This is a genomic window from Rhodohalobacter sp. (assembly GCF_034521535.1).
GTDB lineage: Bacteria > Bacteroidota > Rhodothermia > Balneolales > Balneolaceae > Rhodohalobacter.
Genome location: NZ_JAXHMF010000005.1, coordinates 645745 through 664721, shown reverse-complemented (window position 1 = coordinate 664721; position 18977 = coordinate 645745). Strand labels below are relative to the sequence as shown.

The following is an 18977-nucleotide window of genomic DNA, read 5'->3' as shown; positions in this document are numbered from 1 at the left end:
ATTAAGTTTAAATTGAGCCTGTTTATCAATCAGATTTAAATCTCTTCCAAAGAATGATTACTGTTTAACGTAGGTTAAACAACATCTAACTGAATTCGTATGATATTGCCATTTTCACCGGAAATCTTACTACTCCTGCTGGCACTTTCAAAAGAGAGTGATCTGGACGATCAAGCTCTGTCGCTTGCTATCAAGAATGGTGACAAAAAAGCTTTTGAGCAGTTCTTTAACCGGCATTACGATCATCTCTACCGGTTTTTGGTCAGTCGCAATATGAGTCATGAAGAGGCACGCGATCTTGCCCAGAAAGCCTTTGTGATGATATGGGAAAAACGGGACGGGATCGATGAAACCAAGTCTCTGCGATCTTACCTTTTTACCATAGCGTACACGCGGATGCTCAATCATGTTGAATATCAGTCGAAGTTTAAGGATACTGAACTGCCCGACGATGAAACATCAGTCAAAAACACGGATAACACACTCGACTACAAAGAGCTGATTCGCATCATCCAAAAAATCATATCGGAGATGCCAGAAAAACGCGGAATGGTTTTTGATCTCTGTTTTATGCAGGAGTTTACCTACAAAGAGACCGCAGATGCACTGGACGTGAGCCCTAAAACAATTGAAAATCACATGACTCTGGCTTTTAAAGACCTTCGTGCCCGGCTGACTCAAATTTATGGAGAAGATCTGCCGGAAAGTATTCAAAAATTGAAATAGGATTAGGGGTACACCCCGCTCTGAACTGTACCATGTATGAACAGAAGAATGAAATGACTCAATAAGCCCAATGAAACGACATTATCAACTCATATTGTGGACCGGTTTGATTGTTTTCCTGCAAGGATGCACGATCGACAGCTTTGAAAATAACCAAACCCTGCTGAATGAAGAGGAACTCAGAATCACCGGCCAAATTATTGGAGAATCCATTTCTGAAAATGAAAGCGGACTACTTTCCAGTTTTTCGGAGGCGTTTGCCATTCCCACAAGCAACGGTCTGGCCACCGGTAATTCAGTACTCTCTACCGGCAGTTTTCGAAATCTTCAGAACTACTCCTATCAGTACAATTCAATAGATGGAGTCCACCGGGCTCAGTTCAGCCGAACAGATGCAGCTACCGGTATTCCGACTGAATATGACCTGAAGTATATTTTCCGGGACAGCCAGGGAAATTTTATTGAGTCCCCAAATCAAAACAGTCATTTGATTGAATCCCTTGAATTTACAGGAGAACGAACCGGTCAGATTGAAACAGCCTCAAAGTCTTCCATCTACAACCGAACCGATCGTTTTATCATGGATGGATTGTCGGATCAATCCTCTACAATAACATTGGACGGATCACACTCAGGTGAAGGTCAGTTTATTAGAAACGAAGTAAACAATCGCGTTGAGCGGGATTATATTCTTGAAATTAATTTCCTGGACGTTCGCATAGAAAAGGAGATCGTTGAAAGTAACCGCAGCTTTCGAAAAGGTGTGAATGGAGCTGTGAGTTACGAAACTACCATACGATCCAATCAAAATGGCCAAGCTGCCGATTCAAAAATTGTAAACGGTACCGTCAATTTTAACGGAGACGGAACTGCCCTGCTCAGATTTCAGCAAACGTTCAACACCTTTCGGATTCGCCTTGAGAACGGTGATGTATTTGATGATGATGATGAGTTCGAAGGCCTCGTAATGGAAACCAACCCGGAAAATCAAACCTTCACCATTTCGAACGGGCAGATCATTCAAATAACAGACGAAACTGAGATCGGTGACGATTCAGATTATTTTTCTCTGCAGGAAATTGCCACTGCCGTCGTTAATGGACGTAGAATTGTAGCTGAAGGCGACTACTACAGGCCTGAAGAAAATGTAAACCTTTGGATTGCAACCGAGGTTGAGTTCGAATTGGAAGAGAATGAGTTTGAGGAGTTTATGCTCGATATTAACCTTTCTGAAAACACCATAACCCTGGTTACCAATGAGATGTTTTATATCACACCGGAAACTGAAATTGAATTTGATGATGATTTCACGTCACTCCAGGATATAGCAGATGCTCTCGGGCAAAATCTGCCGGTTTTTGCAGATGGTGATTTCTACATCGACCCTGAAACCGAACGAACTATTTTAACGGAAGTAGATTTCGAGCTTGAATTGGATGAGTTTGAAGAGATTGTACAGTCCGTTGATCTGGACAATCGATTCGTCACATTGGTCAACGGCCGGCAGATACTCATTACGGAACAGACAGTTTTCGGCGATGAGGGTAGTTTAACATCTCTCGAAGACGTGAACCAAGCTCTGGAAGATGGAGCTGAAGTGGAAGCAAACGGTGATTACTACTATAATTCTGCCGATGCTATTTGGGTAGCCATCAACATAGAATTTGAAAGCGAATCCGATTCTGACACCGACCCGGATGATGATTCTGATTAAAGAACAAAAATGACATCAAATAACAACATACCGGAAAATGATCGAGACCTGCGGCTAAGTAAGGCTTATGATCAAATTGTGTCCGGTCGGATTGAGCCCACTCAGATTGACGATCCGCTCTTTAAGCTGTTGCAGGATGCGAAGGCCTATCAGCAAGAAAGTAATCGCAGCATTGCCGTAAGAGATAAAGACGAGGCAAGAAAATCCATCTTTGATCAGATCAATTCAACAGAACAAAATGATGCCAACCCGGGCAGTGCAACTATTTATTCGCTTTCCAGAAGAAAATGGATCTGGGCTGCCGCTGCCGTAGCTTTAATTCTCTTTACGTCTATCTTTTTACTGCGACAAACCACACAGATTGAGCCCACATTAATCGCCGATGCCGGTGAAAGCATCACCACTGTTGAATTACAGGATGGCTCCAATGTGACACTGCGACCAAATTCTCAACTTTATCAAAATGAAATTTCTGATCAGCAGATAAGCTACTCGCTTTCCGGCGAAGCACTGTTTGAAGTGAGTCATAATCCAAATCGTGAGTTTCAGGTTGAGACAGCTGAAGGACGCGTTCGTGTTTTAGGCACCACATTCAACCTTAGCGAACGAAACAGTGAAACGAGTGTTTACCTCATCGAAGGCCGTGTCGCTTTTGAAACCTTGGACCTTAATCAATCTGTAACGCTATCACCCGGTGAGGGAGCGACCATTCAGGATATGAAACTTTCTGAATCATTCCGGTTTGAGGAAACCAACGTAACTTCATGGACTCAGAACCGGTTAACTTTTAGCGAACGACCTGCAGGCTCAATTGCGGATGAACTTGAGTTTCACTTCGGAATTGAAATTGAGATGGGCGAAAGCATGCGATCAGAAATTTTGGGTGGTTCCATCACGCTCGAAGATCGTGAGCAGAGCCTGAACGATCTTGAAGTCGTTCTGGGCGGCACATTTGTCCAGATTGATGAGAATCGGTATCGGTTTCAACAACAGCAATAAACATTAAGGGTTTAGGGAATATGATCTCAATTGGGAAGTGCTTCTTTCTAACTGGACTATTGTGTGTGATTCAATCGGAATCCGCCTTGGCTTCCGATTTTTCTTTTTCAGAGACGCCTTTAAAAGAGGTCATACAAACCCTGGAGGAAGAGACCGGGTACTTTTTTCTCTATCGGGAATCTCTCATTAGTGATGTTACTGTAACTCTTGAGTCGGATGAAGGAGTCAATATTTGAAGATCTGAGCAATTTTCTGAATCAGCAAGAAATCTCCATGCTGACCGATCACGAGAGAAAGCAGGTTTTAATATCCCGCAATGAAATCAACAGAAGAAATCGCATTACAAATGTTCAGATTACAGGACAAGTTGTGGATCATCGTACGGGTGAACGACTGCCTTTTGCCACGGTCACCTGGAATGAATCGGGAGATCAAAAAGGAGCCGCCACAAACGCCTCAGGTCGATTTTCTATAAATCGACAGCTTTCTGCGGAGGAGATTCAATTAAACTTCTCCTACATCGGATATCATCGACAGGAAGTTGAACTTTCCATACCTGAGTCCAATGTAATTGAAGACATAACGGTTCGTCTGGAGCCTGAACCTTTGAAGGGGAACGAGATTATCATTTCGGGATCGATGAGCTATAATCCCAACGATACGCTAGCTAACCGTTTGATGGACGCCTCCCGTTTCAGTCCAATGGGAGAATCAAACTCTATTCGTGCGCTGCAATCACACCCATCTGTAACAGCGGGAACAGCCATCAACAACGGTATCAATGTTCGCGGAAGCACACCCGACGGTTTTATGGTTCAGCTTGATGGACTCAGCATTTTTAATCAAAGCCATCTCTTTGGCCTCCTGGACAGTTTTAATCCGGATGCTATTCAGAGTGCCGGATACTACTACGGCGTTTCACCCGCTCAGATGGATACCCCAACCGGTGGAGCACTTCAGCTCATTACTCGAACCGGCTCAATTAATGAATTCAGAGGAAACGCTGGATTGAGCAACACAAGCCTGAATGGAACATTTGAAGGACCTTTAGGCAATCGAAGCAGCTGGCTCCTATCCGGGCGTGTCTCTCTGATGAATCAGCTTGACTGGTTCAACAATTCAAAAATGATCCAGTGGGGACTCGATATTGATCGCCCCCGACGGGTTGCCGGTGATTTCCAGGACTTCACCGATCTGGTGTTGAATCCGGGTGAAGCAGACGCACTCTTTGCCGATCTGCACGCCAAGGTTTACGTCGAAACCAGAGAGGCTTCCCGATGGATTTTCAGCGGTTATTTTGGCGGTGACTATACAAATCAGCAGGCGGAGCGGCGAACACGTACGGTCGAATCCGGCAGCGGATTTACCTTTCAACCGGTTGAAACCACAAACGAGTGGGGAAATCTGTCCTTCTCAGTTCAATATGAAAATAAACTAAGTAATCGGGTCTTCAGCTCAACACAGGCCGGCGTAAGCTTTTACCGTACAGATTTTGAAAAAGAGGATTTTGTTTATGCACGTTTGAACACAGCGGATGAGTCCGAAAACATATCGGTGTTTACATATCCGTTTCGAAACAGAAGTTCCATGAATGAATTCAAATTCAACCAGGAGCTGGAGTTCAATACTACAAACTTCACGGCAATCGGTGGTGCAGGCTGGAAATATTACCTTGGAGAATACAGTGAGTTTTCATTTGACCGGCCCTCCTATTTTCAGAATGTAGGATCCCACATGGCTCAGGCTTTCCTGCAAAACAGATGGGAGCCCCTCAGCTTTCTGGAACTACATGGCGGACTTCGCGCAACTTATTATACCTTGAACAGCGAATTCTACTTCTCCCCTCGCGGAGAAGTTGTCCTAAAACCTGTGGACGGTCTGCGTATTAAAGGCGGATATTCTGTGAATCAGCAGTTTCTGCACCGAATCACGATCGAAAACAGTGCCACCTCAGACGTTTGGATTCTGACTTCGGAAAATCAAAAACCCGCTGAAGCTGAACAGTTTACCATCGGCTTGCAGATCACACCTTCAAACCGATTTCTATTCCAGGTTGAAGCCTACCAAAAAGAGTACAAAAATCTCAGAAGTCATGAACTGAATACACAATCTCTGGCCAACACATTCTCTCAAACTCCCTGGTTTTATCAAAACAGCGGGAGTGCCTCCGGAGTTGAATTTCTGCTGCGCAACTACTTTGGTCGCTTCGTCATTTCTCAAACCTACACCCTCTCCGAGATGACCTTTAGCAATCCGTTTTTACTGGACGGTGATGATTTTTATGCGGAGTGGGATCGGCGACACAGTTATAACGCCATTTTGGAAACCAATCTAGTATACGGATTTGACCTATACCTTTCCTGGCTGATGATGAGCGGAGCACCGAACAGGCTAAATATTTTTCAGAACGATCCGGTTGAACGCCTGGATCCCTACCAACGAATGGACGCAACATTGAGTTTTTCTCATCGATTCCAAAACCGGAACAGTCTTGAAGCCACCCTGTCAATCTTCAATCTGCTTGATCGCGACAACGTCTGGTACAGGAACTACGCTTTTTCGTTTGATGAAACGCGATCCATTCCAAGATTAACTCCCGTACCGGTGGATGTTTTAGATCTTGGCATTCATCCTTCTTTTTCAATGAAGTACTCCTTTTAAAAAGGTGGATCAAAAAATCGATCGTTTGCAGTTCGTTGCTCGTCAATCATAAAGTAATGGAACTGCAAATCAACGATTGATGATCTGTTGGCAACTCGCAAAGCCATTCATAGTTCAACATGCGAGCCGGGATTTATCCCCACGTTTCCATGTTTCCGTGTTTCCGTGGCAATTATATCTACAGACTATCATCTCCCAACAAACAAAGTGGATTGTTAAAATTACAAATCGTGATATTCTGCAAAATCATCTGCCCCGAAGGCTCAAGGTGAGAAAACCTCATAATTCTATTTACACTAAAAACCCATTCATGGGTTTAACAAACAAGCGTTGGATTTATCCGCGAGAAAAGCCAATAACACCGAGCATACCATGCAGAAGATTGGTCGCGGTGTAAGCATCATGTTGAGTAGATGGGACTTATTTGGACAACCGGTTGAGCTTCAATTAAATATACCTGACTTGGCAAAACAGACAGAAAAAATGGAAAAAATAAAAGCCCTGTGCGTCAGCAACAGGGCTTATGGGGTATAGGGATTTTTTAAGAAAGTTTATTCGTCGTCTTCATTGTCGTCATCATCATCATCATCGTCGTCATCATCATCGTCGTCATCTTCAAACCCTTCAAAAGAGTTTTCAATAGTTTCGTTGATTGTTTCAGTATTGGCGAAATCTTTCGGATCAAGATATTCTCCGTTACTGTTTTTGAACCATGAATTTACATCAACTGAAACAACCAATTTTGAACCTTCAGTTTCTGTTACTTCCAGCGGTGGATTCAAATCCATTTCGATTTCAAAATCTTCGTTGCTTCTGAATGTAAATTCTTCTCCATTAAAGAGGCCTTTTACAACGAGTGAGTAACTTCCTGTCTCATCACGGAAATCAGTATCGTTGACTTCTACATCGTCGTCATCATCATCGTCAGGCTTTTTAATTTCGAGTTCAAACTCTTCATAGAGCCCTGCAGGTATTTGTTTCTCGGTAATGACCAACGGTGAACCGTCTAACGGCAGATCTGCAATAAAGTATTCGATTTCAAAATCTGATGAGTCATCATTGACACTTTCAAGCTCCATCTCTTCAATGAAAAGCTTCACTTCCTGGATTTCCAGGGTATTCGAGTGTTCGTTGTTGCTCGTCAGCATTGCTTTAGCTGCAGGGACGGTGTTAACTTTCATCTGAACCTGAACGTCTGACGGCCCGTCGACAGATGATTCGGTTAAATCACAGCCAATAGCTGCCACGCCGATGATCAGAATTGTACTGAGTAATTTAAATATTGAATTTTTCATGACTTGAATATTTGATTGTGGGGTTGTTGTTCTGTTGGTAGTACAGACAAAGGCGGGGTGTCCCCCTAATCGATATTCAGATTTATTTTAAAAATCAATTCGAAAGCCCAAAACATGTAGTTAATGTCAATTCGTGATATGGAACTGATAGCAAAAAGTCCCCCATCGAAGGGGAGGATTTAGGGCTAACATTATCCATGCAAGCATATCCTTAATGATGTTTATGCATTGAAAACAATACATTAACACGTTTATTTTTGTGATAGGAAAATCAGATTTCACTCTTAACTCTACCTTTTTTAAAAAAGCAAAAACCCCTCCGGCCTTGATTGGTGGAGGAATAGCATGGTTTGCATCAAAGCGCGGGAGACATCACAATATCGGCTCCCTTTTGGGAGCAATCGATGTTGTGTAACCGCGCGGGCAAACCAGGCCCGGAAGCAATCACCGCCCGGGTCCCGACACCTCGGGATGATTCCTTTTGGCGGCCCAAAAGGAATACGGAAAACATTAATATCTCGATATTCTTTGTAATTTTAATAAGGATATCAAGATTGCATGTGTAATTTCAGAGGTTTAGGCCTGCCTGCTCCCGATCCCGAAAACTATCTGGACGGGATTCGAAAGACTGGGGTGGTTGAAAAAGGCCACCACTTGGTTTTTTGCTTAAATAAAAGTGCCGTAACCACTCGCAACAAAAAAAGCCTTCCCGTTAAGGAAGGCTTTCAAAATCATTAAATAACGTCTTTAATATTACCAGCGAAGTAAATTTACCTTGGTAATATCTACGGACAGGTTATTTCTAAAAATGGCAATAATAATAGCCAGACCCACTACGGCCTCAGCTGCTGCAACCGAGAGAGAAAAAAATACCAGAATCTGCCCTGCAATATCTCCATGAAAAGCACTGAACGAAATAAGCGTCAGGTTTACGGCATTCAACATCATCTCAACGCACATAAAAACAACAATGGCATTTCGCCGAATTAAAACACCAATTGCACCGATAGTAAACAGGATAGCACTTAGCGCCAGATACCAGTCAATACCTATCATACTTCAGAATCCTCATCTTTTTTAACTTTATATTGTGCAACCATCAGTGCACCAACAACAGCGGCTGTTAAAAGTATTGCTGTCATCTCAAATGTGAATAGATAGTCTGTGTAAAGGACATCCCCTACGGCTTCCACTGTACCAATTTGCAGCATTTCAGAAGAAATCTCCGGCAGCATATCTGTTACTCCACCTATGCTATACAAAATTTGAGCGAAGATTACACTCCCAACAAGAAATGAGAGAAAATATTTTAACCTGAATTTTGAGAAAAGGCTCTTTTCGTCATCTACATTCAGCAACATGATTACAAAGAGAAAGAGCACCATGATGGCTCCGGCATAGACCAAAATCTGAATCAGTGCCAGGAATTGAGCGTTCAGCAGCAAGTAAATTCCGGATAGCGTTACCAGGTTAATCACCAGCATGAGAGCACTGTTAACAGTGCTTTTGTTTAAAACCATCCCCAGTGCAGAAGCGATAGCTATAACAGCAAGTAGTACAAATAAATATATTTCCATTCTGTGCTTTTCTTTTTACGGTTCAAAGGTAGCCAAATTTAAAAATGGCATCAACCGCAATGAGTCACTTTTATGATTTAAAAGAAGAATATAATTCCGAATATTCCCAGTCCCCAACAGTAGTACGCAAAATAGTGGAATTTTTCCTTTTTAAGTAAAATAATTAAGTATTTCAGTGCGAAATATCCTGATAGGAAAGAAGTCAAAAATCCTGCGACTAAAGAGATTACTGCAGCTACTTCAATCCCATTTTCCATAATTTCCAGAAATTCCAGAAGCATAGCTCCGGCCAATACCGGCAATACCATTAAAAATGAGAAGTTGGCCACACTTTCACGGTTTATTCCTGAAAAAAGACCTACCGAAATCGTTGAACCTGCGCGGCTGATTCCTGGTAAAATTGCGAGCGCCTGTGCAATTCCCATAATAAAACCTCTTCCGGCGGTTACCTCTTTATCAGGCCTCCCCACAAATCGAGTGGAAAAAAGCAGTGTACCGGTTACAATCAACATCATGGATACAAAAAATGGATTTAGAAAAAGTCCCTCAACAGGATCTTTCAAAGTAAAACCGATAATGACTGCCGGAATCATGCTAAGTAATATGATATAAGACAAACGGGTATTCTCATCCGTAATGTAACGCTTTTCCCGAATTCCCTGTGGCGAAAAGCTTTTAAAAATATCTGCAAAGATCGCAATAAGCTTCTTACGGTAGTAAACCGAAATGCTGCAAAAAGATCCAAAATGAACGACAATCTCAAACGTAATGCCCGGCATGATGTCGTTACCAAAAAAGGCCCTTGCCAGAGCCAGATGTCCCGAACTGCTAACGGGTAGAAATTCCGTTATCCCCTGGAGCAGTCCTAGCAGAATAGCTTGTAATAAATCCATTCCCTATTAGTTCTTACTGTTTATTTAAAATGATATTTTGTGTCGCCCAACCCGGTTGCTGCGAATGATTTTGCAGCTAAATGTATTTATTCGTTCTTTACAGGCCGTTTGGAAGCATCAAAGATACCAATTTGAACATCAATATTTTAATCCGATTATAAAATGAATATGGAAATTGACATGCAGGCGCTTGGCGAAAAAATTGAGAAGCACAGCGTATTCATTGATGATATCTACTCAGAACTTGAGAAGGTGATTGTGGGTCAAAAATATATGATCGACCGCCTTTTGATTGGATTACTCGCCGACGGTCATGTACTGCTGGAAGGTGTTCCGGGTCTCGCAAAGACATTAACGGTATCTTCCCTGGCCAAGGTTATCGATACAAAATTTCAACGCATTCAATTTACTCCGGATCTCCTTCCGGCCGACCTGATCGGTACTTTGATTTACAATCAGAAGGAGTCTGAATTTAATGTCAAGAAAGGTCCTATTTTTGCAAATATCGTATTAGCTGACGAGATCAACCGCTCGCCTGCAAAAGTTCAGAGTGCTCTTTTAGAAGCCATGCAGGAAAAACAGGTTACCATCAGTGAAACTACATTTCCTCTCGACAAGCCATTTCTTGTACTGGCCACCCAAAACCCTGTTGAACAAGAAGGAACCTACACTCTTCCCGAAGCTCAGGTTGACCGGTTTATGTTAAAACTGAAGATTGGTTACCCTACAGAAACTGAAGAGCTTGAGATTATGAGAAGGATGGCGAAAACCGGAGACAAACCTCAGCTGCAACCGGTTACAAATGCTAAAAAAATTCTCGAAGCACGATCCGTTATCAATGAGATCTATGTAGACGAAAAAGTTGAGAAGTATATTATAGACTTGATCTTTGCTACCCGCTATCCAGAAAAATACAATCTGCCAGACCTGAAAGAGCTAATCGAGTTTGGCGCATCACCTCGCGCGTCCATCAATCTTAACCTGGCCTCAAGAGCTCACGCATTTATGGAGCACAGGGCCTACGTTACCCCGGATGACGTTCGCACTATCGCGATGGATATTCTACGACATCGAATCATTCCTACATTTGAGGCAGAAGCAGAAGAAATTACCCCTGAAGATATTATTGAAAAAATATTGATGACTGTTCAGGTACCATAATCAACTGCCCAAATTGATTATTTATGGTTTCTATTTTTGATTTATCAAATTTCTATATATTCTTTTTATAAATAAATGTGTTCGTACAAAGAGTTAGCCTACATTTTTCTGAGATTTTGATATCAGATCTTTAAAAAAATTACGGCTGACTTTAACTGTAGACTGCTGTAAGTATAAAAATCATTAAGATTTAAACTACTTATCGGGCATTTAACTACATTTTTTTATTCATTTAAATCACAATCAAGATTATGAAAGTCAGAATAGTACCTCGCTCGAAAGTTCGTGTTTCTCGTAAGAGTAAATCCAAGTATGATAAAGTTAAAGACGCCATGGTGCATCTTAAATCCGGTGGCGAAGCTCTGAGGGTAAAATTTTCAGATAAGAAAGAGCTCAATTCCATCCGAAATATAGCTTACGCTTACAATAAAGAACATGATACCCGCATCCGCAGCAGTTCCAATCCCAATGAGAACACTATTTTCTTTTACATGGAGTAATTCACTTACACTTTGTGGATGGAATCTTCTCTTGTTTTGATACTGTATGTTTTTAAAAATCTCATAAAAAAAGGCTTCTGAAAATTAATTCAGAAGCCTTTTTATTTTTTGCGAAGTCTGAGAAGATTATTCCTTCTTATCGTTCTCTTCTTTCTCTTTCAGCTTATCAGCCAGTCCTGAAACTTCACCTAGTGTAGGAGTTCCAGTTTCAACACTTTCGCTCTTCTTAGGCTGCTTCTTAGCTTTAGATTTCGACTTCTTAACTTCTTCTTCCACCTGAGAGATTTCAATGGTTTTACTTGGCTCGTCGAACTCAATAACAAAACCCTCTACTTTATCTCCTTCGTTGAAGGACTCTTTCAAATCTTCAACAGGCTCTGTAAGCTTGTCGCCCGGCAGAAATGCATCAACTCCCAATGGAAGTTTGATGAACATGCCTTTGTCGGTAATCTTGGATACTTCGCCTTCAACTTTGGCGCCAAGACCATACTCTTCAGCATATTTCTCCCAAGGATTATCCTTCACTTGCTTATGACCCAGTGTAATCCTTCTGTTGTCGTAGTCGATGGCCAGAATAACAACTTCCAGCTCCTCTCCTTTGTCAACAACCTCATTTGGGTGCTCAACATTTTCAGTCCAGCTTAAGTCAGATACGTGAACCAACCCGTCAATTCCCGGCTCGAGCTCGATAAACACACCAAAGTTGGTGAGGTTTCGAACAATACCTTTGTGGGTAGAACCGATTGGGTATCTCTCTCCGAGATCTTCCCATGGATCTTTTTCAAGCTGCTTCACACCGAGTGAAATTTTCTTCTCATCTTCGTTGATGTTCAGAACAACACACTCAATAATGTCATCTTTCTGTACAAGCTGTGATGGATGTTTGATATGCTGTGTCCAGCTCATTTCACTGATGTGGATCAGACCTTCAACGCCTTTCTCCAACTCAATAAATGCACCGTAGTCAGCAATAGATACCACACGACCCTGAATTCTCATACCCTCAGGATATTTGATATCGATGTCTTCCCACGGATGCGGCTGCAGTTGCTTAAGACCAAGAGAAACTCGCTTGGAGTCTTCGTCGAAGTCGATAACCGCAACGTTCATTCGCTGGTCGAGTTTCACAATCTCTTCCGGATGCTCAACACGTCCCCATGATAGGTCGGTAATGTGCAACAGACCATCAACACCACCAAGATCAATAAATACACCGAAGTCAGTAATGTTTTTAACAATTCCCTCGAGAACCTGACCGGCTTCGATGGTTTCAAGAATTTCCTGACGCTGATCTTCAAGATCGCTTTCAATAAGCGCTCTGTGAGATACAACAACGTTTTCTGCCTGCATGTTGAGTTTTACAACCTGGAATTCCATGGTCTTTCCAACATAGGCGTCAAAGTCGCGAACAGGACGAACATCAATTTGTGAACCGGGTAAGAATGCGTCGATTCCGAAGATATCAACAACCATACCACCTTTAATTCTGCGCTGAATGTAACCTTCAATAACTTCTCCGGTTTCGTGCGCTTTCTCAATGTTTTCCCAGGCTTGCAGGATATCTGCTTTCTTACGGGAGAGAATCAGCTGACCTTCGCGGTCTTCCACTCTATCCAGAAATACTTCTACTTCATCGCCCGGCTGCAGATTTTCAAGAACTTTGTTTGAAAATTCATTGGCAGGTACAATACCTTCTGATTTAAATCCGATATCAACAATTACATATTTCTCGTCAACAGAAACAACGATACCGGTAACAATCTCTTTCTCTTCAATTTCACTGAGCGTATTTTCATACATCCCAGCAAGCTCATGGAACTCTTCATCTGTATAATCTTCAGATGCGGCTTCAAGTTCGTCGAGCGTATAAGTTTTACCTTCTACTTCTCCGGTAAAAGTTGGCAGTTCTTTTTCTTCTGCCTCGCCGTTACTCTCTTCTGCTTTTGTTTCTTCAGCAGTTTCCACCTGTTCTGTCTCTTCAGAAACAGTTTCAACTTCTTCGTTTACGTTTTCGTTTTTAGTTTCTTCAGTCATTTACTTACCTGTTAAAAATCAGCCACATTTCGGCTTTCGAAATGGGATTAGAGTTTATGTTTTAATTTAAATTTAAGTTCTCTTCAATAATCGAAATCATTTCATGAACCTGTTCTTCAAATGATTTACCTGTCGTATCAATTATAATTGCATCACCAGCTTTTTTCAGAGGATCATTCTCACGGTTTTGATCTTTCTCGTCCCGTGATCGCAAATTTTCCATCACCTCTTCAAGAGTGACAGAATAATCTGAATTTTTCATCTCCAGAAACCGGCGTTTCGCACGTTCTTTCAATGATGCATCCATATAAAACTTCAGATCTGCATCGGGAAAAACTGCTGTTCCAAGATCTCTTCCATCAGCGATGTAGGTATCTTTTTTTACAAGATCCCGCATAAAACCATTTACGAAGGATCTGGCAGTTTTATAAGAAGCAATTTCACTGACTCGATCTGCAACATATTTAGTGCGAATTTTCTCTGTCAGATTTTTTCCTCCAACTTGCACATAAAAAGTTTGATCTCTAAAATCAGCTTCTAATTGAATATTCGACAAATTTTCAAAGAATTCAGCTTTATCCGGCTTGTCACTTTCCAACCATAAATACGTGATAGCCCTGTAAAGTGCACCGGAATCCAAAAATTTGATCCCGAGACGATTGGCTATCGCTTTGGCTGTTGAGCTTTTACCGGACCCTGCCGGCCCATCTATGACTATGATCATTTCAGAGAATGGTTAAAATAAATTTTTTAAGTCAAACTATCAATCCATTCTTGTAAGTTGAATGGATAACCCTTAATTTTGGGAACTGTTTAAGATAACGAGTATTTAACCGTAATAACCAATTTGTTATGCCACAGCATAAATCCGCAATTAAGCGACTTCGCCAAAGCGAAAAGAAAAAGAAACACAACAACACCCGGCGTTCTAAAATGAGAACGCACATCAAGAAAGTGTTGAATGAGACTGACAAGGAGACTGCAGAAAAGTATCTGAAAGAGGCTGTTAGTTATATCGACAGACTTTCTGTTAAAGGTATCATTCACCAAAACAACGCCGCTCGCAAAAAGTCTAAATTGACGAATCACGTCAATAATTTATAGAATATTTTGACCCAATCTACCCGAAAAGCACTTCTTGTTATTCTGGACGGCTACGGGATTGCTGTTAATCCCGAAGTGAGTGCAATTGACAAGGCAGACACACCCTATTTTGATTCACTAGTTGATAACTACCCTAACGCCCGGCTTTCTGCCAGCGGAGAAGACGTAGGTTTACCCGATGGACAGTTTGGTAATTCTGAAGTTGGTCACCTGAATATCGGTGCAGGCCGAATTGTCTGGCAGGAACTCTCAAGGATCAACAAATCTATTAAAGAGGGTGAATTTTTCGAAAATTCTGTTTTAACCGAAGCTTTTGAAAAAGCAAAGGGGAATGGCAGAATACATTTTATGGGTCTTTTTTCCGATGGTGGTGTTCATAGCCACAACAACCATCTCTTTGCACTTCTTAAAATGGCTAAGCAGTATGATCTTCAAAATACCTATGTCCATGCTTTTACAGACGGGCGTGACACATCTCCCCACGGAGGTGCTGAATATCTAAAGGAATTTGAAGAACAAGCTAAAGAAATTGGCACAGGTTCTATCGCCTCAGTTATTGGACGATATTACGCTATGGATCGCGATAATCGCTGGGAACGCACACAAAAAGCTTACGATCTTCTTATTAACGGAGAAGGTGTAGAAGTAAACAGCGCCGACAAAGCATTCAAAGAAAGTTACGAGGCTGATGTTACCGATGAGTTTATTCTGCCACACATTGTAAAGACTGAAGACGATAGCCGAATCAAAAAAGGTGATGTCGTTGTCTTTTACAATATTCGCGGAGATCGTGCACGGCAGATTACTAAGGCTCTCTTTCAAAAAGTAGAGTTACCCTTTGAAACCAAAGAACTGGATCTTCATTATGTGACGTTTACATCATACGATGAAACGTTCGATGATTTTGTTCACGTAGCTTTTCCTCCCACACGGTTGAAAAATACCCTTGGAGAGTACGTAAGCAGTAAAGGATTGGATCAGCTTCGTATTGCCGAAACAGAGAAGTATCCCCACGTTACCTATTTCTTTAATGGCGGCGAAGAGACCTCCAACAAGGGTGAAATTCGTGTTATGATCCCCAGCCCGAAAGTGGCTACATACGATCTTCAACCCGAGATGAGCGCACAGGCTGTAACCGAAAAACTTTGCAGTGAACTGAGCAGTGAAAAGTATCAACTTGCTATTCTGAACTTCGCTAATCCTGATATGGTCGGTCATACCGGCGATATGGCAGCTACAATCAAAGCCGTTGAAATGATCGACAACAAACTGAAACAGGTTGTTGAAACAGCACGTGAGCACGATTACGAAGTTTTAATTATTGCAGATCACGGGAACGCAGACTGCATGATTCAGCCGGATGGAAGCCCGCACACATCTCATACAACAGCTCCTGTTCCTGTAGTTCTGGTCAGCGATATCTATCAGGGAGAACTTCAAAGTGGTATTTTAGCTGACGTGGCCCCTACTCTTCTCAAAATGATGGGGCTTGATCAACCGGATGAGATGACCGGCAAACCACTGTTCTAAAAAGTCCTTTTTTCTCACTATTTTTATTGAAAAATGTAAAGTGTTTGCATTTCGCAATGCGCCACGCTACTTTCGTCGTTAGAGGCAATGATTATGAACTAAATGATGATGCCACTCGTTACATTTTCAGCAATCAATGAAAGCCAAATCTTTTTGTAGGTCCCGATATGGAGGGTAATTTTTCAAGTAAAGTAAGAGATGTAATTCAGTTCAGCCGCGAAGAAGCACTTCGCCTTGGACACGATTACATTGGAACAGAACATTTAATTTTAGGTATTGTTCGTCTCGGAGATGGCGTTGCAATTCGAATTCTCAAGAATCTCGACTGCGACCTCTTCAAACTCAAAAAAACGATAGAAGATACGGTCAGAGGAACCGGTGGAACCGTTACGGTTGGAAATATTCCGTTGACAAAGCAAGCCGAAAAAGTTCTTAGAATTACCTATCTGGAAGCGAAGCTTTACAAAAGCGACACGATAGGCACAGAACATCTTCTCCTATCACTTTTGAGGGATGAAGAAAACATTGCCGCACAGATACTGCAACAATTCAACGTTTCGTACGATGCCGTACGAGAAGAGCTGGATTTGATCATTTCAGGGAATACTCGCGATACTGATCGTGAAGACAGTCGGTCAGCAAGCGCAAACATTCCTCAATCACCCAAGGGTTCTCAATCATCAGGAAGCTCCAGAGAAAAGAAAATGGAAAAATCGAAAACACCTGTATTGGATAATTTTGGCCGCGATTTAACACAGCTGGCCGAAGATGGAAAGCTCGATCCAATTATTGGTCGGGAAAAAGAAATTGAGCGAGTGGCACAGGTATTGAGCCGTCGCAAGAAAAACAATCCGGTTCTTATTGGAGAACCTGGAGTAGGTAAAACCGCTATCGCTGAAGGACTTGCTTCCCGTATCATCGAGAAGAAAGTGTCTCGCGTGCTTTATGATAAACGAGTTATTGCACTTGACCTGGCAGCACTTGTAGCCGGAACAAAATATCGCGGGCAATTTGAAGAACGGATGAAAGCCGTTATGAGTGAACTTGAAAAGACGGATAACGTCATTCTCTTCATCGATGAGCTCCACACTATTGTTGGAGCCGGAGGAGCAAGTGGTTCACTGGACGCTTCTAATATGTTAAAGCCCGCTCTCGCTCGCGGCGAAGTGCAGGCAATTGGCGCCACTACTCTTAACGAATATCGACAGTTTATTGAAAAAGACGGCGCACTTGAACGCCGCTTCCAAAAAATCATGGTTGAGCCAACCTCTCCGGAAGAGACTTTGGAAATTCTCAATCAGATTAAAGGGAAATATGAGAAACATCACAGTGTCAAATATACTCCGGAAGCCATCAATGCATGCGTGAAATTGACTGACCGCTACGTGACGGATCACTTTCTGCCTGACAAGGCGATTGATGCCCTGGATGAAGTAGGTGCACGGGTTCACTTGTCGAACATCACCGTTCCTGATCATATCATAGAGCTGGAAGAGGAGATTGAAAAGACGAGTAACGAAAAGAACTCTATGGTGAAGAAGCAGCGCTTTGAAGAAGCGGCTCGTCTTCGCGATACTGAAAAACGTCTCATGGAAGATCTTGAGCAGGCTCAAAAAGAGTGGGAAAAAGAGTCTGAGCATATCGTGTATGATGTAGATGAGGAAGATGTAGCTTCAGTGGTTGCCATGATGAGTGGAGTTCCGGTCAATAAGATCAGCCAAAAAGAGGGGCAAAAACTCCTCAAGATGCGCGAAGAGCTTGGTAAAAAAGTCATTGGCCAAGATGAAGCTATCGTTAAGCTTACAAAAGCCATTCAGCGTACCCGTGCCGGATTGAAAGATCCAGCACGACCGATCGGTTCATTTATCTTTCTCGGACCTACAGGTGTGGGTAAAACCGAAATGGCAAAAGTACTGGCCAAATATCTCTTTGATAAAGAAGAGGCACTCATTCGAATTGATATGAGTGAGTACATGGAGAAATTTAGCGTATCCCGTCTGGTTGGAGCTCCTCCAGGATATGTGGGCTACGAAGAGGGTGGAATTCTGACTGAGAAAGTAAGAAGAAAGCCGTACAGCGTAGTTCTTTTGGATGAAATTGAAAAAGCCCACCCTGATGTATTTAATATTCTCCTCCAGGTTCTGGATGATGGTATTCTTACTGATAGCCTGGGCCGCAAGGTCGATTTCCGAAATACGATTATCATTATGACTTCCAATATTGGAGCCCGTGATATTCGAAATATGGGTAAAGGAATCGGTTTCTCATCAGGCGATGGTGACTTCGATTACGCACAAATGAAATCAACCATACAGGATGCACTTAAGAAAGTGTTCAACCCTGAATTCCTGAACCGAATTGATGACGTGCTCACATTCCATCCATTGGAGAAAGAGCATATCTTCAAGATCATCGACATTATTGGTGATGAGCTTTTCGCAAGAATTAAAGATCTCGGTTATGAAATCGAGATGACAAAAGGTGCGAAAGATTTTATTTCCGATAAGGGCTTTGATCAGAAATACGGTGCACGTCCACTTCGAAGAGCCATTCAAAAGTATGTGGAAGATCCACTTGCTGAAGAACTGCTCACCGGTGAACACCCTGAAGGATCTGTTATTAAGATCAAAATGAATAAGTCGCGCGATGGACTTGAATTTGATTGGACAGATGCGGAAAAAGATCAAAATGACAAATCAGATTCGGACAGTGAAACTAAATCTGAATCGGAGTCTGAACAAAAAGCATAGACAGAGATTTAATCTCATAAAAAAGCCCTCACC

Annotated in this window: 16 protein-coding genes; 10 read left to right on the top strand and 6 right to left on the bottom strand. The window is 42.2% G+C overall.

Annotated elements, in window-relative coordinates; all coding sequences use genetic code 11:
- Positions 1–99: 99 nt before the first annotated feature.
- The 5 genes from U5K35_RS09900 to U5K35_RS09880 all read left to right on the top strand — a co-directional run bounded on the left by U5K35_RS09900 (position 100) and on the right by U5K35_RS09880 (position 6100).
- Positions 100–726, top strand: coding sequence for an RNA polymerase sigma-70 factor (locus U5K35_RS09900; protein ID WP_322571293.1), 627 nt, complete (start codon positions 100–102; stop codon positions 724–726).
- 70 nt (positions 727–796) lie between these two features.
- The gene (locus U5K35_RS09895) at positions 797–2440 is read left to right on the top strand and encodes a DUF5666 domain-containing protein (RefSeq protein WP_322571292.1); all 1644 of its coding nucleotides are present in this window, start codon (positions 797–799) and stop codon (positions 2438–2440) included.
- A gap of 9 nt (positions 2441–2449) precedes the next feature.
- Positions 2450–3439 (top strand): FecR family protein, encoded by a 990-nt coding sequence (locus U5K35_RS09890; RefSeq protein WP_322571291.1) that lies wholly within the window; start codon positions 2450–2452, stop codon positions 3437–3439.
- 86 nt (positions 3440–3525) lie between these two features.
- Positions 3526–3675 carry a hypothetical protein gene (locus tag U5K35_RS09885; protein ID WP_322571290.1) on the top strand — a complete coding sequence of 50 codons (150 nt, stop codon included), beginning with the start codon at positions 3526–3528 and terminating at the stop codon, positions 3673–3675.
- Positions 3656–6100 (top strand): TonB-dependent receptor, encoded by a 2445-nt coding sequence (locus U5K35_RS09880; RefSeq protein WP_322571289.1) that lies wholly within the window; start codon positions 3656–3658, stop codon positions 6098–6100. The genes U5K35_RS09885 and U5K35_RS09880 overlap by 20 nt, the downstream gene beginning before the upstream one ends.
- A 551-nt stretch (positions 6101–6651) precedes the next feature.
- Here the strand turns inward: U5K35_RS09880 and U5K35_RS09875 are convergent.
- The 4 genes from U5K35_RS09875 to U5K35_RS09860 all read right to left on the bottom strand — a co-directional run bounded on the left by U5K35_RS09875 (position 6652) and on the right by U5K35_RS09860 (position 9865).
- Positions 6652–7395, bottom strand: a complete 744-nt coding sequence (locus U5K35_RS09875) for a hypothetical protein (RefSeq protein ID WP_322571288.1) — start codon at positions 7393–7395, stop codon at positions 6652–6654.
- Between the two features lie 753 nt (positions 7396–8148).
- Entirely contained in the window at positions 8149–8451 is a 303-nt protein-coding gene (gene nuoK / locus U5K35_RS09870) for an NADH-quinone oxidoreductase subunit NuoK (protein ID WP_322571287.1), read from the bottom strand.
- Positions 8448–8972, bottom strand: a complete 525-nt coding sequence (locus tag U5K35_RS09865) for an NADH-quinone oxidoreductase subunit J (RefSeq protein ID WP_322571286.1) — start codon at positions 8970–8972, stop codon at positions 8448–8450. Before U5K35_RS09865 ends, nuoK begins: the two co-directional genes overlap by 4 nt.
- Before the next feature lie 77 nt (positions 8973–9049).
- Positions 9050–9865, bottom strand: a complete 816-nt coding sequence (locus U5K35_RS09860) for an undecaprenyl-diphosphate phosphatase (RefSeq protein WP_322571285.1) — start codon at positions 9863–9865, stop codon at positions 9050–9052.
- A 168-nt stretch (positions 9866–10033) separates the two neighbouring features.
- Between U5K35_RS09860 and U5K35_RS09855 the strand changes: the two genes are divergently transcribed.
- On the top strand, positions 10034–11026 hold the full coding sequence (locus U5K35_RS09855; RefSeq protein WP_416221624.1) for an AAA family ATPase: 993 nt from the start codon (positions 10034–10036) through the stop codon (positions 11024–11026).
- A gap of 251 nt (positions 11027–11277) precedes the next feature.
- Positions 11278–11526 carry a hypothetical protein gene (locus U5K35_RS09850; RefSeq protein ID WP_322571283.1) on the top strand — a complete coding sequence of 83 codons (249 nt, stop codon included), beginning with the start codon at positions 11278–11280 and terminating at the stop codon, positions 11524–11526.
- A 126-nt stretch (positions 11527–11652) separates the two neighbouring features.
- Here the strand turns inward: U5K35_RS09850 and rpsA are convergent, their stop codons facing one another.
- Together rpsA and cmk are read right to left on the bottom strand one after the other, a co-directional pair.
- The gene (gene rpsA / locus U5K35_RS09845) at positions 11653–13560 is read right to left on the bottom strand and encodes a 30S ribosomal protein S1 (protein WP_322571282.1); all 1908 of its coding nucleotides are present in this window, start codon (positions 13558–13560) and stop codon (positions 11653–11655) included.
- 61 nt (positions 13561–13621) lie between these two features.
- Entirely contained in the window at positions 13622–14284 is a 663-nt protein-coding gene (gene cmk / locus U5K35_RS09840) for a (d)CMP kinase (protein ID WP_322571281.1), read from the bottom strand.
- Between the two features lie 128 nt (positions 14285–14412).
- On the opposite strand from cmk, the gene rpsT reads away from it, so the two are divergent.
- The 3 genes from rpsT (at position 14413) to U5K35_RS09825 (ending at position 18944) form a co-directional block, all read left to right on the top strand.
- Positions 14413–14664, top strand: coding sequence for a 30S ribosomal protein S20 (rpsT, locus tag U5K35_RS09835; protein ID WP_322571280.1), 252 nt, complete (start codon positions 14413–14415; stop codon positions 14662–14664).
- A 6-nt stretch (positions 14665–14670) separates the two neighbouring features.
- Complete coding sequence (gpmI, locus tag U5K35_RS09830) at positions 14671–16194, top strand: 2,3-bisphosphoglycerate-independent phosphoglycerate mutase (RefSeq protein WP_322571279.1); 1524 nt, start codon at positions 14671–14673, stop codon at positions 16192–16194.
- Between the two features lie 167 nt (positions 16195–16361).
- Positions 16362–18944 (top strand): ATP-dependent Clp protease ATP-binding subunit, encoded by a 2583-nt coding sequence (locus U5K35_RS09825; protein ID WP_322571278.1) that lies wholly within the window; start codon positions 16362–16364, stop codon positions 18942–18944.
- Positions 18945–18977: the final 33 nt, after the last annotated feature.